The sequence below is a fragment of the Oharaeibacter diazotrophicus genome (genome assembly GCF_004362745.1).
Taxonomy (GTDB): Bacteria; Pseudomonadota; Alphaproteobacteria; order Rhizobiales; family Pleomorphomonadaceae; genus Oharaeibacter; species Oharaeibacter diazotrophicus.
This window is the reverse complement of sequence record NZ_SNXY01000006.1, coordinates 1389705-1404855: the sequence shown is the minus strand read 5'-3', so window position 1 is coordinate 1404855 and position 15151 is coordinate 1389705. Positions and strand designations below refer to the sequence as shown.

The 15151-nt window shown below is 73.3% G+C and carries 18 protein-coding genes; 8 read left to right on the top strand and 10 right to left on the bottom strand.

The window, feature by feature from the left end:
• The first annotated feature begins 73 nt into the window (after nucleotides 1-73).
• Entirely contained in the window at nucleotides 74-472 is a 399-nt protein-coding gene (locus EDD54_RS06655; protein ID WP_166653434.1) for a lasso peptide biosynthesis B2 protein, read from the top strand.
• On the opposite strand, the gene EDD54_RS06650 is transcribed toward EDD54_RS06655, so the two are convergent.
• Genes EDD54_RS06650 through EDD54_RS06635 form a run of 4 tightly spaced genes read right to left on the bottom strand, consistent with a single transcriptional unit; the run spans nucleotide 445 to nucleotide 4273 of the window.
• Nucleotides 445-2277, bottom strand: coding sequence for an asparagine synthase-related protein (locus tag EDD54_RS06650; RefSeq protein WP_126535435.1), 1833 nt, complete (start codon nucleotides 2275-2277; stop codon nucleotides 445-447). The genes EDD54_RS06655 and EDD54_RS06650 overlap by 28 nt on opposite strands.
• Nucleotides 2268-2552 carry a PqqD family protein gene (locus EDD54_RS06645; RefSeq protein ID WP_165644979.1) on the bottom strand — a complete coding sequence of 95 codons (285 nt, stop codon included), beginning with the start codon at nucleotides 2550-2552 and terminating at the stop codon, nucleotides 2268-2270. Before EDD54_RS06645 ends, EDD54_RS06650 begins: the two co-directional genes overlap by 10 nt.
• Nucleotides 2549-3406, bottom strand: coding sequence for a sulfotransferase domain-containing protein (locus EDD54_RS06640; RefSeq protein ID WP_126535437.1), 858 nt, complete (start codon nucleotides 3404-3406; stop codon nucleotides 2549-2551). Before EDD54_RS06640 ends, EDD54_RS06645 begins: the two co-directional genes overlap by 4 nt.
• 9 nt (nucleotides 3407-3415) lie before the next feature.
• Nucleotides 3416-4273, bottom strand: coding sequence for a phosphoenolpyruvate carboxykinase (ATP) (locus EDD54_RS06635; RefSeq protein WP_126535438.1), 858 nt, complete (start codon nucleotides 4271-4273; stop codon nucleotides 3416-3418).
• Nucleotides 4274-4610: 337 nt separating this feature from the next.
• Here EDD54_RS06635 and EDD54_RS06630 point away from each other — a divergent pair, with 337 nt between their 5' ends.
• From EDD54_RS06630 to EDD54_RS06610, 5 genes are all read left to right on the top strand, one after another.
• Complete coding sequence (locus EDD54_RS06630) at nucleotides 4611-4820, top strand: hypothetical protein (RefSeq protein WP_208112153.1); 210 nt, start codon at nucleotides 4611-4613, stop codon at nucleotides 4818-4820.
• A gap of 176 nt (nucleotides 4821-4996) precedes the next feature.
• Nucleotides 4997-5554, top strand: coding sequence for a phage tail protein (locus EDD54_RS06625; protein ID WP_126535440.1), 558 nt, complete (start codon nucleotides 4997-4999; stop codon nucleotides 5552-5554).
• Nucleotides 5555-5602: 48 nt separating this feature from the next.
• Nucleotides 5603-6151 carry a phage tail protein gene (locus EDD54_RS06620; RefSeq protein ID WP_126535441.1) on the top strand — a complete coding sequence of 183 codons (549 nt, stop codon included), beginning with the start codon at nucleotides 5603-5605 and terminating at the stop codon, nucleotides 6149-6151.
• 13 nt (nucleotides 6152-6164) lie between these two features.
• A complete protein-coding gene (locus tag EDD54_RS06615; RefSeq protein WP_165644819.1) occupies nucleotides 6165-6737 on the top strand; it encodes a phage tail protein in 573 nt (190 codons plus the stop codon).
• Nucleotides 6734-7303 carry a GNAT family N-acetyltransferase gene (locus tag EDD54_RS06610; protein ID WP_207620546.1) on the top strand — a complete coding sequence of 190 codons (570 nt, stop codon included), beginning with the start codon at nucleotides 6734-6736 and terminating at the stop codon, nucleotides 7301-7303. Before EDD54_RS06615 ends, EDD54_RS06610 begins: the two co-directional genes overlap by 4 nt.
• A gap of 155 nt (nucleotides 7304-7458) precedes the next feature.
• Here EDD54_RS06610 and EDD54_RS06605 read toward each other — a convergent pair whose 3' ends face one another.
• From EDD54_RS06605 to moaC, 3 genes are all read right to left on the bottom strand, one after another.
• Nucleotides 7459-7773, bottom strand: coding sequence for a DUF6916 family protein (locus EDD54_RS06605; RefSeq protein ID WP_126535443.1), 315 nt, complete (start codon nucleotides 7771-7773; stop codon nucleotides 7459-7461).
• A gap of 157 nt (nucleotides 7774-7930) precedes the next feature.
• Nucleotides 7931-9133, bottom strand: a complete 1203-nt coding sequence (locus EDD54_RS06600; RefSeq protein WP_126535444.1) for a molybdopterin molybdotransferase MoeA — start codon at nucleotides 9131-9133, stop codon at nucleotides 7931-7933.
• 48 nt (nucleotides 9134-9181) lie between these two features.
• On the bottom strand, nucleotides 9182-9664 hold the full coding sequence (moaC, locus tag EDD54_RS06595) for a cyclic pyranopterin monophosphate synthase MoaC (protein ID WP_425374984.1): 483 nt from the start codon (nucleotides 9662-9664) through the stop codon (nucleotides 9182-9184).
• A gap of 85 nt (nucleotides 9665-9749) precedes the next feature.
• On the opposite strand from moaC, the gene EDD54_RS06590 reads away from it, so the two are divergent.
• Together EDD54_RS06590 and EDD54_RS06585 are read left to right on the top strand one after the other, a co-directional pair.
• Nucleotides 9750-10535 (top strand): 2-keto-4-pentenoate hydratase, encoded by a 786-nt coding sequence (locus EDD54_RS06590; RefSeq protein WP_126535446.1) that lies wholly within the window; start codon nucleotides 9750-9752, stop codon nucleotides 10533-10535.
• Between the two features lie 179 nt (nucleotides 10536-10714).
• Entirely contained in the window at nucleotides 10715-11137 is a 423-nt protein-coding gene (locus tag EDD54_RS06585; RefSeq protein WP_126535447.1) for a hypothetical protein, read from the top strand.
• 153 nt (nucleotides 11138-11290) lie between these two features.
• Here the strand turns inward: EDD54_RS06585 and trpC are convergent, their stop codons facing one another.
• From trpC to EDD54_RS06570, 3 genes are read right to left on the bottom strand one after another with little or no spacing between them, the layout of a single operon-like run.
• Nucleotides 11291-12082 carry an indole-3-glycerol phosphate synthase TrpC gene (gene trpC / locus EDD54_RS06580; protein ID WP_126535448.1) on the bottom strand — a complete coding sequence of 264 codons (792 nt, stop codon included), beginning with the start codon at nucleotides 12080-12082 and terminating at the stop codon, nucleotides 11291-11293.
• A complete protein-coding gene (gene trpD, locus EDD54_RS06575) occupies nucleotides 12079-13101 on the bottom strand; it encodes an anthranilate phosphoribosyltransferase (RefSeq protein ID WP_126535449.1) in 1023 nt (340 codons plus the stop codon). Before trpD ends, trpC begins: the two co-directional genes overlap by 4 nt.
• A 38-nt stretch (nucleotides 13102-13139) precedes the next feature.
• Entirely contained in the window at nucleotides 13140-15029 is a 1890-nt protein-coding gene (locus EDD54_RS06570) for a peptidylprolyl isomerase (protein ID WP_126535450.1), read from the bottom strand.
• Between the last annotated feature and the right edge of the window lie 122 nt (nucleotides 15030-15151).

Genomic DNA, 15151 nt, shown 5'->3' with positions numbered 1-15151 from the left:
GGGCATGGACAGGACGCGGGCCTCGGCGCTACCGTCGCGACCGACGGGACGTTCGGGTGCGGGTGACGTGAGAATGGGCTTGTGGCTGTGGCGGCTCCGGGTGATCGAGGCGGCGGCGTGGCTCGGTCTTTGGACCGTCGCCATCCGCGTGGTGCCGTTCCGGCGCTTCGCCGGCCGCCTCGCCAAGGCGCCCGCGGTGCCGGTGCCGACCGAGACGGTCGTGCGCGGCCGCCGCGTCGCCGCGGCGGTCGAGCGGGCGACCCGCTTCGCCCCCTCGCGCTTCCTCTGCCTCTCCCGCGCGCTCGCGCTGCGCACCATGCTGCGCCGACGCGGCCTGCCGACCCGGCTCCACCTCAGTGCGGGCCCGGCCGACGGCGGTCTCGCCGCCCACGCCTGGCTCACCGCCGGCGGCGTCGTGCTGATCGGCGGCGGTGCCGCGCCCGGTCAGGTGGAACTCGCCAGCTTCGACTGATCCGCCATCCGGGCGAGGTTGCGCGCGAGCGACAGCGCCCGGGCGGCGCCGTTCAGCACGGCGGCCGGCGGACCGTCGGCGCGGCCGAGCAGCGCCAGCACCGCGGCGACGCGGTCGAGGTCGACGATCGCCGTCGCGGCGTCGTGGCGCTTCAGGGCCGCCGCCTCCGCGATCAGCGCCGGGGCGTGGGCGGCGAGGCGGACGTGGCGGGGGTCGGAGCCGCCGAGCTTGTGGGGCGACAGCCGCACCGCTTCCGGCAGCACGCCGCGCATCGCCCGCCGCCACGGCTGGCGCGCCAGGCCCTCGTCGACCATCAGGTGGAGCGGCAGGCCGAGGGCGAACTCCACCAGTCGGCGGTCGAGCAGCGGGAAGGCGAAGGCGACGCCGTGGCGCGCGCCGGCGAAGGCCATCTCGGTGCAGCGCGACGGCAGGTGGTTGTCGAGCACGGCGCCGACGCGGTCCTCCGGGCGGAAGCCGTCGAGTTGGCGCGGCAGCGCGAGGTCGGGCGCGACGGCGCGGAGCGCCGGCACCAGGAAGCGTGCCCGTTCGGCCGTCAGGGCCTGCCGGCGCGCCCCGCCGTCGCGGCCGAAGAGGGCGGGCCGGAGCAGCCGGCCGTGGATCGCCCTTGCCAGACCGACGCCGTCGGCCTCCGCCCGCGCCGGCAGTTCGCGGACCAGCCTGCCGATCCGGCCGGCCGTCAGCAGCGCGAGATAGGGGTGACGGCCGTCGTAGCTCGCCGCCTGATCGCCGCCGACGCCGGAGAGGACGACACCGGCGCCGAAGGCGGCCGCGGCGGCGGTCGACAGGTCGAGATGGGCATGGATCGGGTCGGTCGGCCAGTCCGGGTCGAAGCCCCGGTCGGGCAGCGGCAGGCCGTAGGGAAAGTCGCGGTGGATCATGCCCGGCTCGGCGGCGAGCACCGCGGCGGCCATCGCGGCCTCGTCCCGGCCGGGCCGGTCCGGCGTCAGCGGCGACGACCACGACAGCGCCAGCAATCGGTCGCCGCGCTCGCGCAAGGCCCGCGCCGCCAGCACGGCCACCGGCGAACTGTCGAGACCGCCGGAGAGATGAGCGGCCGCCGGACCCGTCGCGGGCAGGCGCGCGCGCACCGCCGCGTCGGCGAGGATGCGGAGCGTTTCGGCGGCCTCGTCCGCACTGCCGCGCCAGCGCCCCACGGTGGCGGGATCGGGCGCGAAGGCGCGGCAGAGGCGCGGGACGCCGTCGTCGGCGGCGATCGACAGGGAGCAGCCGGCCGGCAGCATCCGGATCTCGCGGAAACCGGTCGCCGCGCCGCGGTGGTAGACCTGCAGGAACAGCGCGGCGAGTTCGGCGGGATCGTAGTCGGCGGCGGCGAGACCGGCGCCGTGCAAGCCCTTCGGCAGGCTGGCGAAGGCGAACCAGCGCCCCGACCGGAGGGCGTACGCGAGCGGCCGGACGCCGAAGGCGTCGCGGCCGAGCAGCAGGCGCCGCCGCGCGCCGTCCCAGGCCGCGACCGCGAAGTCGCCGTCGACGCGATCGGGAAAGTCGGGGCCGGCGGTCCCGATCGCCCGGGCCAGTATGGCCTCGGGGGCTTCGCCGGCATCGTCGAGCCGTGCGTCGGCGGCGAGGAGCAGGGCGCCGTCGGCGACCACCGCCGCTGCGTGGGCCCGCGAGAAGGCGAGCACGCCGAGGCCGACCGGGCCGTCGCAGCGCACGGCAAGGCGGGGAGCGAGACCGGGCGCCGTCATCGCCGCCGCCATGGCGGCGACGGTGGTGGGCGAAGCGGGGCCGCCGTCGAGCCGGAGCAGGCCGCAGATCAGGCGCACGGGTCTGGATCCACCTCGACGAGGCCGCGGGCGACGAGGTCGCGCAGCACCGCCGCCGTCTCGATGCGGCAGGTTGCGGCGTCGACGTCGAACTCGGCGAGAAGGTTGGCGACGAGGTCGTCGGCGGAAAGTGGCGTTTCCAACAGCGCCCACAGCCGCGCGCCGACCGCGTTCAGGCCGACGAAGCGGGCGCGGGCGACGTCGAGCACCAGCAGCCGGTCGCCGAGCGTGGCGGCGGGCGCGTCCGGGCGGCGGCGGAAACGGGGATAGGTCACGGCGACGGGTCCTCTTCGGCGGGCAGGTAGCCGAAGCGCCGCATGACGGCGCCGTGGCGCGCTTCGATGGCCGCGACCTGCGCGGGCGAGAGCACCTCCCGCCATTCGCCGACCCGGCCCGAGCGGAAGAAACGTGCCTGACCGAGGCGGGCCTCGGAAAAACCGGCCTCCTCTTCCTGGCGCTGCAATGCCGCCAGCGACGAACGCGCGACCGCGGTCGCGATTTCCGCTGCGTCGGCGGCGACGCCGAGGGCGGCGAGCACCGCGGCGAAGCGGTGCTCGGGTTCGGCGCGCAGGTCCTCGTAGCGAAGGGTCACCACGGGGACGGCGCGGTAGCCGGTCCAGTCGCGGACGTGGCTCGACCAGTCGCCGAGCCGGTAGGGCAGCATCCGGCCGCCGCCGAACGGGCCGTGCTCGCCGTCGAGGAGCGCCACGGCGGCGTCGGCGGTCAGGCCGAAGTGGTGCATCGCCGACACCGCGACGTCGCGCGGGTCGCGGACGGCGTAGAGGATCGCCCGCGCTACGGTGCCGGCGATCGGCGCGCCGGAGACGCCGAACAGGGCGTCGTGGATCTTGACCGGCTGCAAGGTTGTGGCGGTCGGCGCTTGGGCGTCGTGGACGCGGGCGCGCAGGCGCTCGATCTCGGCGAGGCCGAGCAGGTCGGGATCGACCTGGGTGCGCTCGACCAGCCAGTCCTTCGAGCCGGGATAGTCGCCGTCGTCGTCCTCCAGCCGGTTGATGTGCGCGCCGCCGACAGCGCCGGCCCGCAGGTTGGCGAACAGCACGCGCAGCCACGTGTTGCCCGACTTCGGGAACGAGGCGAGCCAGACGAGACCGGGCGGGAAGATCGCCATGGCGCCGGCTCACCACGCCGCGTCGAGATGGGCGAGCACCGCGGCGGCGGTGGCGTCGAGGTCGGCGAAGCGCTGCGGGCGGACGAGGGTCGCCACCGGCACGCTGTCGGCGAGGGTGGCGATCTCGCGGGTCAGCACGGCCGGGGCGATCATGAGGGCGAGGCCGCGGCGGAAGGTGTGGCGCAGCAGCGCCTGCGCGGCCGCCAGGACCGGCATCGCGGTGATCCCGGCCGGCCGGGCGGGCGTAGCCGGGGCCAGCACGAAGACGGCGCCGATCGGCAGCGGTCCGGGCACCGCCGTCGGCGGCGCGACGTGGCGCTTGGCGACCGCCGGACGCACCGGGGAGCCGGCCCGCGCGGCGAGGTCGAGGGCCGCGATGCTCTCCGGGTGCAGGCGCAGTGCCCGGCCGTCGGGCTGCACCACGGGCGGACCGTCGACCGACGCAGCCAGGGCGGCGACGTCGTCGGCGAGGAAGTCGCAGCCGGCGCGGCAGAGCGCGCCGGCCAGAGTCGACTTGCCGGCGCCACTGACGCCGCAGAGCAGCACGGCGCGGCCGCGATGGCCGACGGCGGCGGCGTGCAGCGGCAGCACGCCGCGCTGCAGCAGCGTGACGCCGAGCCCGGTGCCGACCGCGAAGGCGGCCGCATCGTCGGCAGCGGTGCCGGGCGCCGGGTCGACGGCGATCTCGCGGCCGTCGCGGACCCGGATCCGGGCGATCCCGTCGAGCTCCAGCAGGAAGTCGCGGTGGTCGAGGCTCCAGCCGGTGCCGGAGGCGAGCGGTGTGGCGAGACGGTCGGGCAGCGGGCGGAGCCGGATCACGAGATCGGCGGTGGTGTCGCCACCGGCAAGGGCTGTCGGAAGCGACAACTGCGACGCGATTTCCACGCCGGCCATGCGGTAGCGGCGCGGTTGCGGCGACAGCGGTGTCGACGCCGCGTTCGCCCCGAAAACCCACATTTCACTGTTGGAGCCGACAACCATTCGCTGATCCGTCGCGGGGTCCTGAAATCGACGCTTGATTAATGCCCGCTTGTGTTGCACCACGATGTGGACCATACTCCCGGTCAAATTTCAACGGGAAGGCGATCCGTGCACGCCGTATGCGGTCCGAAGGGCACTTCGGGCCGGCGATGGAACTCGGCCGTCGGCACGAGTTGTTCGTCACGTGGGGCGTCGGACGCTTCGGGGGAGCAGCGACCAGTCGATGACGGATCCCGTGAAGACGCAGACCATCGGCCTCGAAACGGCGGTCGACGCCTCCTCGCCGGCCGCGGCGCAGGGCGGACATCCGCCGGTTCGCCGCCCTTGGGTGAAGCCGACCGTCGAGGATGCCGGGGTCTGGTCGGCGACGGCCGACAAGCACACGGCCCCGCTGGAACAAACGGGCGCCGAGTCGGCGAAGGACGGATCCTGAGATCGGGATCGACGAGGCCGTCGACTCCGGAAATCGCGTGGTTGCCATCGACGGCAAACCATGATTAGTTGAGTTCAACGGGAAATAAAATTCAAAATTGCAGGCTCGGGCCGGTGGTCCGTGGCGAGACGCGCCGCGGTCGGGGAGAACTGCGTCCGTGATCGGGAGGTGTGACGATGGCTGAACCGTTCGTCGGCGAGATCAAGATGTGGGCGTTCCCCTGGGCGCCGGTCGGCTGGGCGCTGTGCGACGGCTCGATGCTGCCGGCGCGGCAGTATCCGGCGCTGTATTCGCTGCTGCTGAACAGTTTCGGCGGCGATGCCAACTATTTCGCGCTGCCGGACCTGCGGGGGCGGACCCCGGTCGGGATCGGAGCGCAGCCGGTCGATCCGACCGTGAACTACACCGTCGGCACCAAGGGCGGGCAGGAGACCGTGGCGCTGTCGGAGAAGCAGGCGCCGACCCACACGCACGCGATCTTCGCGTCCGGGCAGAACGGCAACCAGGTCAATCCCGGCGGCAACAATTTCGGACGCGTGGTGCCGACGACCTCGTCGTCGGTGACGTTCAACGTCTACCAGCCGCACGGCGCGTCGGATCCGATCACCAATCCGCGGGTGCTGGACTCCTCCGCGATCGATCCGGTCGGCGGCAACGGCCACGACAACATGCAGCCGTTCCTCACCCTCAACTTCGCGATCGCGCTGACCGGCTACTATCCGCCGCGTCCGTGAGCGCCGGTCCGGCGAAGCCCGTTCGATCTCCGCAGGAGAAAACCCGTCATGGAAAGCGTCGTGGGTGAAATTCGCCCGTTCGCCGGCAAGTTCGCGCCGCAGAGTTGGCTGATGTGCGACGGCAGCGAACTGCAGATCCAGACCTATCAGGTCCTCTACTCGTTGCTCGGCGTGACATACGGCGGCAACGGCTACACCACCTTCAAGCTGCCGGACCTGCGCGGGCGGCTCGCGGTCGGCCAGGGCACCGGCCCGGGCCTCAAGCAGCGGGTCCTGGGCGTCAGCGGCGGCGGCAGCAAGGTGCAGTTGCGTCAGGACCAGATCGCGATCCACCGCCACTTCGTCACCGTCAGCGGCGACGGCGGCACCACCGACACGCCGAGCGGCGGGGCTGTGCTGGCGGTGCCGGGTGCGCGCCCCGACGGGACCATCTACGCCTACGTCCCGGGCTCGGCCGCTGGCATCACCAAGCAGTTCCTCGATCCGACCACGGTGGGCGCGTCCGCCGGCGGCAGCCAGCCGCATGACAACATCATGCCCTACCAAGCGGTCAGTTTCATCATCTGCTACGAAGGTCTCTATCCCGACCGCCCTTGAGGAGACGCACGCCATGGATGCCTTCGTCGGCGAGCTTCGGCTCTTTCCCTACCAGTTCGTTCCGCTCAACTGGGCCCTCTGCGACGGAACTCTCGTCCCCGTTCAGGCCAACCAGTCGCTCTACGCGGTGATCGGCAATCTCTACGGTGGCACGCCGGGGTTCAACTTCGCCCTGCCGGACCTCAGGGCGCGCGCCCTGGTCTGCGCCGGCGACGATCCGGTCGACGACTTCGACCCGATGGTCGCCCAGCACGGCGGTGCCAATGCCGTCGCGCTGACCACGGCGCACATGCCGCCCCACATCCACAACTACCAGGGTGCCCAGTCGACGCTGGCGGTTCGCGTGCAGGAACCCACCGGCAACCTGCAGACCGGCATCTACTTCAAGGGCAACCCGTCGGGCACGGTGGCCGCCTTCGGCTACACCCAGGATCCGGCGCCCTCGCCGGTGCAACTCAACCCCGCCACGCTGACGCCCTTCGTCGGCAGCGGGTCGGGCACGGGCAATCCCCACGAGAACCGCCAGCCCTTCCTGGCGATGCGCTGGTGCATCTGCACGGAGGGCTACTTCCCGACCCCGCCGTGATCGCCCCCGTCGACGCCGGGATCGAGGCGACACCCCCGTCGCGCGCGCTCCGCGCCGCGCCGGGGGTGTCGCTGCGTCCCGCCCGCGCGGACGACGCCGCGCTCGAATGCGCCGTCTACGTCGAGGGTCGCCGCGCCGAGATGGCCGTCGCCGGCTGGCCGGACGCGGTGCTGGAGGCCTTCCTGGCCGATCAGTTCCGCCTGCAGTCGCTGCACTACGCCCGCCACTATGCCGACGCCGACCGCTGGATCGTCGAGGTCGACGGCGTTCCGGCGGGCCGGCTGATCCTGATCGCGGCCGGCGAGGAGCTGCGCGTCGTCGACGTCGGCCTGCTGCCGGCCTTTCGCGGCCGCGGCATCGGCGCGGCGCTGATCGACTTCGCGGCCGGGGAGGCGGGCGCGCGCGGCCTCGCCCGCATCGGGCTCCACGTCGAGCCGAACAACCCCGCCCGCCGCCTGTACCTGCGCCTCGGCTTCGTCTCGCAGGGGCTCGCCGGCGCCTACGAGAAGATGGAGTTGCCGCTGCCGGAATCGGGCGTCCGAGGGACGGACCGGCCGGCACCCTAGGATGCAGGGCGGGTCGACATGCGCCGACTCGTTTCGGCGGTCGTGCGCATCTACGGTGGCGTTCCGGCCGTTGGGAGGATGCCGCGTGCCGCGCCGTCGTGCCGGTGTCGTCTCCGGATGTCACGTCGCAGGACCGCGCGCCTCCGGTCGTCGCGTCAGTTGAACACCGCCTCGTAGCGGAAGCCGCCGCCGGGGCGCGGGCCGACGCAGACCAGGAACAGGCCGGCGATCCCAGCCAGCGGCGGTTCGAGGGCGCGGAGGGCCTGCGGCCGCATCGGCCGGCCGGGCTCGCCGGCGAAGACCAGGGCGAAACCGGTCGCGCGTCCGGGCATGCTCGCGGCCCGCAGCGGCTCGGCCGAAACCAGCGTCATCGGTTCGCCGTTGACCATGAACCGGGTACCCACCTCGGCACGGATGGCGTCAAGGTCCGGATACGCGGTTGTGTCGGCCGTCTCGCTCGTGTCGGTCATGACGCGCGGTGCTCCCCGTCCCGTCGCTCCGGTACGGGCTCTCACATGGATTGAACCGGAACGGGATCGCTCGCGCAAGGGGCGTGGTGGCGCGCATCGCCGGCGGCATCGGCGGCGCCGCGCCTCGACGCGAGGATCGCGCCGGCGCTGGCGAGCGTCAGAGCCGGACGACGTCGACGGTGTCGCCGCCGGCGGCGGCCGGGGCGTGCGGCGGGCGGACGATCAGGGCGTTCGAGGCGGCGAGCACCGAGATCACCGAGGAGTCCTGCAGCGAGGCCGGCGTGGCGACGAGGCGGCCGCCGTCGACCGCGAGCGTCGCGCGGAGATAGTCCTGGCGGTGGTCGTTGGCCCGGAGCGGGGTGCCGAGCACGGCCGGCTCGAGCCGGGGCAGGGGATCGGTCTCGCCCTGGAGGGCGCGCAGCAGCGGGGCGAGGAACAGCACGGCGCCGACGTGGCTCGACACCGGATTGCCGGGCAGTCCGAGCGCGTGGACTGCGCCGCGCCGGCCGAGCATCAGCGGCTTGCCCGGCCGCATCGCCAGCTTCTGCACGTCGAAGGCGACGCCCTCGGCGGCGAGCGCCGGCCCGGTCAGGTCGTGGTCGCCGACCGAGGCGCCGCCAAGCAGCACGATGACGTCGGCGCCGGCGTCGAGACCGGCGCGGATGCGGCCGCGGATGGCGTCGAGGTCGTCAGGGGCGATGCCGAGGGCGATCGGCTCGCCGCCGAGTTCGCGCACCATCGCGGCGATGGCGATCTGGTTGGAAGCGACGATGCGGTCGGGCCCGACAGGCTCGGTGCCGGGGGCGACCAGCTCGTCGCCGGTGGCGAGCACGGCCACCCGCGGCGCCCGGCGCACCGGCAGCACACCGTGGTTCATCGCCGCGGCGAGGCCGAGGGCGCGGGCGTCGAGCCGGCGGCCTGCGGGGAGCAGCACGTGGCCCTCGGCGAAGTCGAGGCCGGCGGGGCGGACGTTGCGGCCGGGCGCGGTCGCGGCGGTCAGGGTGACGCGGTCGCCGTCGCGGGCGGTGTCCTCCTGGATCACCACGGTGTCGGCGCCGTCCGGCAGCGGCGCGCCGGTGAAGATGCGCGCGGCCTCGCCGGGACCGACCGGGCGCGGCAGGCCGCGGCCGGCGGCGGCTTCGCCGATCACCGCGAGCACCGAGCCGGCGCCGGCGTCGGCGCCGCGGACGGCGTAGCCGTCCATGGCCGAGGCGGCGAAGGGCGGCTGGGTGCGGCGGGCGGCGAGATCTTGCGCCAGCACACGGCCGGCGGCGGCCTCGATCGATACGGTCTCGACCGCGAGCGGCACGACCGACCCGAGCAGGCGGGACTGGGCTTCGGCGACGGACGTCAACGCCATGGCGGCGATCCTCTCGTGAAAGGGCGGTGTCGCGCGATCGGCGACGTGTCAGTCGGCGGCGGACCAGTCGCCGGACTTGCCGCCGGCCTTGGCGAGCAGGCGGATACCCTCGATCCGCATGCCCTTCTCGACCGCCTTGGCCATGTCGTAGATGGTGAGGCATGCGATCGAGGCGGCGGTCAGCGCCTCCATTTCGACGCCGGTGCGGCCCGGCACGCGCACCGTGGCCGTTACGACGAGGCCCGGCAGCGCGGCGTCGGCGGCGATGTCGACCTTCACTTTGGTGATCGCGAGCGGATGGCAGAGCGGGATCAGCTCGTGGGTGCGCTTGGCGGCCATGATGCCGGCGATGCGCGCGGTAGCGATCACGTCGCCCTTCGGCACGTCGCCGGCGACGATCAGCGCCAGCGTCTCCGGGCGCATGACGACGCGCCCCTCGGCGACGGCGGTGCGGTCGGTGACGGCCTTGTCGCCGACGTCCACCATGGTGGCGGCGCCGGTGTCGTCGAGATGGGTGAGCCGATCGGTCACGGGTTCCTCCACGGCGACGCCCCCCACGCGTCCCTTGCGGGCGTTCGTCCCGCGGCGCATAGCATCGCCGCCGGGAGGGAACAACATGAAGCTCGACGACGCCTCCGCCGCGGCGGACTTCCTCTACGATCTCTGGAGCCGGCAGGCGCGCTGCGACGCCATCCCCGAGCCCGTGCGCCCGGCGAGCCGCGCCGACGGTTACGCGATCCAGGCGCGCCTGGAGGGCCGTTCGGCCGGCCCGCGGATCGGCTGGAAGATCGCCGCCACCAGCCTCGCCGGCCAGCGCCACATCGCCGTCGACGGCCCGCTCGCCGGCCGTCTGTTCGCCGGGCGCGCGTTCCCCTCCGGGGCCGAGCTGGCCTTCGGCGACAACCTGATGGCCGTCGCCGAGCCGGAGTTCTGCTTCCGCGTGGGGCGGACGCTGGAGCCGCGGGCGGAACCCTACACGGTCGACGAGGTGATGGCGGCGGTGGCGGCGCTGCACCTGGCGATCGAGGTGCCGGACAGCCGTTACCGCGACTTCACCAAGGTCGGCGCCGCCCAGCTGATCGCGGACGACGCCTGCGCCCACGAATTCGTGCTCGGCCCCGAGGCGCCGGCGCTCTGGCGCGACGTCGACCTCTCCGCCCACCGCGTGTTCGGCACCGTAAATGGGCGGCCGCCGCGCGAGGGCATCGGCGCCAACGTGCTCGGCGATCCCAGGCTCGCGCTGACGTGGCTGGCCAACGAACTCTCCGGCCTCGGCATCCCGCTCGCGGCCGGCGAAGTGGTGACGACCGGCACCTGCATGGTCCCGCTCGAGGTCGGACCCGGTGACGCCGTGACCGCCGACTTCGGGGTGTTCGGGACGGTCTCCGTCTCGTTCCGCTGAAGCGGCGCCTGCAGCCTTTCCGAAGCCGCAAGATCCTCGGAAAAGATGCGGATCGATGCAATTGTTGGCATCGGCGCAAGCGCGAATTCAGATCTCGATGGGAATGATTGTCCTCAGCGATCGTTGTCCGCTCTGCGCGGCGTCGTGAGCCGCGCGCGACGATCCGCCGGGGGTAGAGAATGATCCTGAAGAAGTTCGCCGTCGCCGCCGTCGTCATCGCCGCCACGTCGGGTGCCGCGCTCGCCGGGGACGGCGGTGGTCAGTCGAGGGGCAAGGCCTATGCCGCCGGGCCGATCCCGCTGGTGGCGGCCGACGAGATCGTCGTCGGCATCGTCAACACCTGCGGCACCGACGCGACCTACACCGTGGTCGGCCGCAACGCCGCCGACGGTACCGACTTCGCCACCGCCGAGGGCACGGTCGCCTCGAACCGCGGCGTCCAGGTCGCGCTGGCGAGCGCCGAAGAGTCCGACGTCCAGGCCGTCGTGGCGCTGGCGGTGTCCTGTGCCGGCAAGCGCTCGACCAAGCCGCTGGTCAGCCTGTTCCTCGCCGACGGCACCACCCATCTGCCGCGCCTCGCCCTGACGCTGAGCGAGAAGTGATCCCCGGCCCGCCGCAACGGTGGGCTGACCCGTGATACGGGCGGCGGCCCGACCGCCGCCGGCCGTGGTGTCGCGTAAGCGTTGCGTCGCGTAGAGTGGTGAACGGGCGCGGGGCCGGACGGCACCCGCGCCCTTCGCGTTTCGGGGAAAGCGTCAGAGGCCCAACAGCTCCCGCGTCGCCGCGGCGACGTCGGGCTTGCGCATCAGGCTCTCGCCGACGAGGAAGCTGCGGACGCCGACGGCGGCGAGGCGGTCGAGGTCGGCGGTGACGCCGAGACCGGACTCGCCGACGCAGATGCGGCCGGCCGGCACCATCGGCGCCAGCGCCTCGGTAGTCTCGAGGCGGGTCTCGAAGGTCCGGAGGTTGCGGTTGTTGATGCCGACCAGGGGTGAGGCGAGCCTCAGCGCGCGCTCCATCTCGGGCTCGTCGTGCACCTCGATCAGCACGTCCATGCCGAGCGCGAAGGCGGTGTCCTCGAGCGCCTTGGCGGTGTCGTCGTCGACGGCGGCGAGGATGATCAGGATGCAGTCGGCGCCCCAGGCCCGGGCCTCGAAGACCTGGTAGGGCACGTAGAGAAAGTCCTTGCGCAGCGCCGGCAGCGGCACCGCGGCGCGGGCGGCGCCGAGATAGGCGGGATCGCCCTGGAAGGACGGGCCGTCGGTCAGTACCGACAGGCAGGTTGCGCCGCCGGCCTCGTAGGCGCGGGCGAGGGCGGGCGGATCGAAGTCGGCGCGGATCAGGCCCTTGGACGGGCTCGCCTTCTTGATCTCGGCGATCAGGGCGTAGCGGCCGTCGGCGAGCGTGCGCTCGATCGCGGCGCGGAAGCCGCGCGGCGGCGGCTGGTCGGCGGCGCGGGCGCGGATCTCGGCGAGCGGGACGGCGGCCTCGGCGGCGGCGATCTCGCGGCGCTTGTAGGTCTCGATGGCGGCGAGGATGTCGGTCATGCGTCGTCCGCGTTGGTGAGGGCGACGAGGCGGTCGAGCTTGTCGAGCGCGCGGCCGTCGTCGATGGCCGCGGCGGCGGCGACGACGCCCTCGGCGAGGGTGGCGGCGCGGCCGGCCACCATCAGCGCGGCGCCGGCGTTCATCAGCACGGTGTCGCGGTAGGCGCCCGGGGCGCCCTCGAGCAGGCGGCGCAGCGCGACCGCGTTCTCCTCGGCGTTGCCGCCGGCGACCGCGCCGGGCGGATGGATCGGCAGGCCGGCGTCCTCCGGCGAGATCTCGAAGCTGACCACCTCGCCGCCCTCGAGACGCGAGACGTGGGTGCGGCCGGCGCAGGTGATCTCGTCCATGCCGTCGGAGCCGTGCACCACCAGCGCGGCCTCGGAGCCGAGGGTGCCGAGCACCCGGGCGATCGGCTCGACCCAGGCGCGCGCGAACACGCCGACCAGCTGGCGGCGCACGCCCGCCGGGTTCGACAGCGGTCCGAGCAGATTGAAGATGGTGCGGGTGCCGAGTTCGACCCGGCTCGGGCCGACGTGGCGCATGGCGGCGTGGTGGGCCGGCGCGAACATGAAGCCGACGCCGACCTCGGCGATCGCCCGGCCGATCGTCTCGGCCGGGACGTCGATCTTGACGCCGAGCGCCATCAGGACGTCGGCGGCGCCGGATTTCGACGACAGCGCGCGGTTGCCGTGCTTGGCGACCGGAACGCCGGCGGCGGCGGTGACGAAGGCCGAGGCGGTGGAGATGTTCAGGCTGCCGGTGGCGTCGCCGCCGGTGCCGACGATGTCGATCGCCTCGGCCGGGGCCTCGACCCGCAGCATCTTCGCCCGCATGGTCTCGACCGCGCCGGCGATCTCGTCGACGGTCTCGCCGCGCACGCGCAGCGCCATCAGGAAGCCGCCGATCTGCGCCGGCGTCGCCTCGCCCGACATCATCACGTCGAAGGCGGCGCGCGCCTCCTCGCGGGAGAGGGCGTTGCCGCCGGCGACCTTGTTGATGAACGCCTTGAAGTCGGCCATGGCCGGATCCCCCGATCCCCGGATTGCGCGGACGCGTCTCAGCGGCTGCCGAGCCCGATCACCGAATCGAGCATGGCCTGGTTGACCGTGGTGCCGAGCTTCTTCTTCAGCGCCTCGACATACTGCGCCTCGAGGCTCGATTCGAGCTCGGTGCGCAGCTGCTTGGCGGCGTCGATGCTGTCGGCGGCCTCGGCGAAGAAGGGCGGCACCACCGCGTTCTTGACCCGCATCACGATGCGTTCGCGATCCGGCCCCTCGACGGCGACGACGTGGCCGGCCGGTCCGCCGAACGCGGCCTCGACGCCCGCCGGGCCGAGCTCGGGCTTCTGGGCGTTGCGGGCGAAGGCGTCGGAGGTCGCGACCGTGGCGCCGGCGTCGGCGGCGAGCTTGGCGAAGTCGCCGCCGGCCTTGACGGCCTCGACCATGGCGTCGGCCTTGGCGGCGAGCAGTTCGTCGACCTTGGCGTCGGTCCAGGCGGCGGCGGCCTTGTCGCGGACGTCGGCGAGCGGGCGGTCGTGCGCGGCGACCACCTTGTCGACCGAGTACCAGACGAAGCCCTTGCCCGAGGGCACCGGGTCGGTCTCGCCGCCCTCGTCGGCGGCGAAGGCGGCCTGGAGCAGCGCCTGCTTCTCGGGGAGGTCGGCGACCTCGGTGCCGTCGGCGCGGGCGCCCTGGGCGTCGACCTCGGCGGTGACGAGCTTCAGCTTGAAGCGCTCGGCGATCTCCTGGATCGTCGCGCCGCCGGCACGGGCGTCCTCGATCTCGTCGTGGAGGTCGAGGATCTGCTTCTCGGCGAGGCGCGTCGCGATCGTCTTCTTGATCTCCGCCGCGACCTCTTCGTAGGGGCGGACGTGCTCGGGCGTGATCTCGGTGACCCGGATCAGCGCGCCGCCGAAGGTGGCACCGATCGGCTGGCTGACTTGATTGAGCGGCAGCGCGAAGGCGGCCTCGGCGACGGCGGGGTCGATCACCTGCGCCTTGGTCATGACGCCGAGGTCGATGTCCTCGGCTTTGAGGCCGCGCTCGGCGATCAGCTGGTCGAAGGTGCCGCCGGCGGCGATCTTGTCGGCGGCCGCCTTGGCGTCCTCGATGGTCGGCAGCAGCACCTGCTGGATCCGGCGCGTCTCGGGCGTGCCGAAGCTCGCCTTGGTGCGCTCGTACTCCTTGCGCGCGTCCTCGTCGGAGACGGCGGCGGCGTCAGCGAGGGCGTCGGGCGTCGCCGAGACGATCGAGAGCGTGCGGATCTCGGGGGCGGCGAAGGTCGCCTTGTTGGTCTCGTACCACTTGGCGAGGTCGTCGTCGGTCGGCACCGGCACGGGCGTGACGGCGTTGCGCGGCAGCGCGGCGGTCTCGACGATGCGGACCTCGTTGCGGTAGCGCGCCACCGCCTCGATCAGCGCCGCCGGGGCGGTGACGTCGCCGACGAGGCCGTCGAGCAACTGCTTGCGCAGTTCGTCGCCGCGGCGCTGGGTGACGTAGGACGCCTCGCTGAAGCCGTTCTGCTGCAGGAGCTGCTGGAAATAGGCGCGGTCGAAGGCGGTCGCGCCCTGCGGGCGCAGCACCGGATCGTCGGCGATCGCCTTGGCGAGGGCGTCGTCGGAGAGGCCGATGCCGTAGCCGCGGGCGGCGTCGAGCAGCGCGGCGTCGGCCATCAGCTGCCCGAGGATCCGCTGCGGCAGGCCGAAGGCCATCGCCGTCTCGGCCGAGACGGCCTGACCCATCTGGCGCGAGAAATTCTGGATCTGGCGCTGGTAGACGCGCTGGAACTCGGTCGCCTCGATGTCGGTGCCGCCGACCGAGGCGACGGCGTGGACGCTGAAGTTCCGGAACACGTCGGCGATGCCCCAGGCGCCGAACGACACCACGAGAATGGCCATGAGCAGTTTGGCGACCCAGGTCTGGGCGCCGCGGCGCAGAGTGTCGAGCATCGTCCCGTCCGGTTCGGCGCGCCACCGGCGCACCCGAGCATCATCCTCCCGGGGGCTCCCCCGGATAGGGCGCGGATCATAAGGACGGGACGGAGGGGCCGCAAGCCGCGGCCGAACACGCG

Excerpts from the sequence above, each read along its gene's own strand:
- EDD54_RS06615 (WP_165644819.1), top strand. The coding sequence starts at position 6,165 with ATGGATGCCTTCGTCGGCGAGCTTCGGCTCTTTCCCTACCAGTTCGTT.
- EDD54_RS06600 (WP_126535444.1), bottom strand. The coding sequence starts at position 9,133 with ATGGCGTTGACGTCCGTCGCCGAAGCCCAGTCCCGCCTGCTCGGGTCG.
- EDD54_RS06630 (WP_208112153.1), top strand. The coding sequence starts at position 4,611 with ATGACGGATCCCGTGAAGACGCAGACCATCGGCCTCGAAACGGCGGTC.
- trpD (WP_126535449.1), bottom strand. The coding sequence starts at position 13,101 with ATGGCCGACTTCAAGGCGTTCATCAACAAGGTCGCCGGCGGCAACGCC.
- EDD54_RS06590 (WP_126535446.1), top strand. The coding sequence starts at position 9,750 with ATGAAGCTCGACGACGCCTCCGCCGCGGCGGACTTCCTCTACGATCTC.
- EDD54_RS06585 (WP_126535447.1), top strand. The coding sequence starts at position 10,715 with ATGATCCTGAAGAAGTTCGCCGTCGCCGCCGTCGTCATCGCCGCCACG.
- EDD54_RS06620 (WP_126535441.1), top strand. The coding sequence starts at position 5,603 with ATGGAAAGCGTCGTGGGTGAAATTCGCCCGTTCGCCGGCAAGTTCGCG.
- EDD54_RS06640 (WP_126535437.1), bottom strand. The coding sequence starts at position 3,406 with ATGGCGATCTTCCCGCCCGGTCTCGTCTGGCTCGCCTCGTTCCCGAAG.
- EDD54_RS06605 (WP_126535443.1), bottom strand. The coding sequence starts at position 7,773 with ATGACCGACACGAGCGAGACGGCCGACACAACCGCGTATCCGGACCTT.
- EDD54_RS06570 (WP_126535450.1), bottom strand. The coding sequence starts at position 15,029 with ATGCTCGACACTCTGCGCCGCGGCGCCCAGACCTGGGTCGCCAAACTG.
- EDD54_RS06625 (WP_126535440.1), top strand. The coding sequence starts at position 4,997 with ATGGCTGAACCGTTCGTCGGCGAGATCAAGATGTGGGCGTTCCCCTGG.
- EDD54_RS06655 (WP_166653434.1), top strand. The coding sequence starts at position 74 with ATGGGCTTGTGGCTGTGGCGGCTCCGGGTGATCGAGGCGGCGGCGTGG.
- trpC (WP_126535448.1), bottom strand. The coding sequence starts at position 12,082 with ATGACCGACATCCTCGCCGCCATCGAGACCTACAAGCGCCGCGAGATC.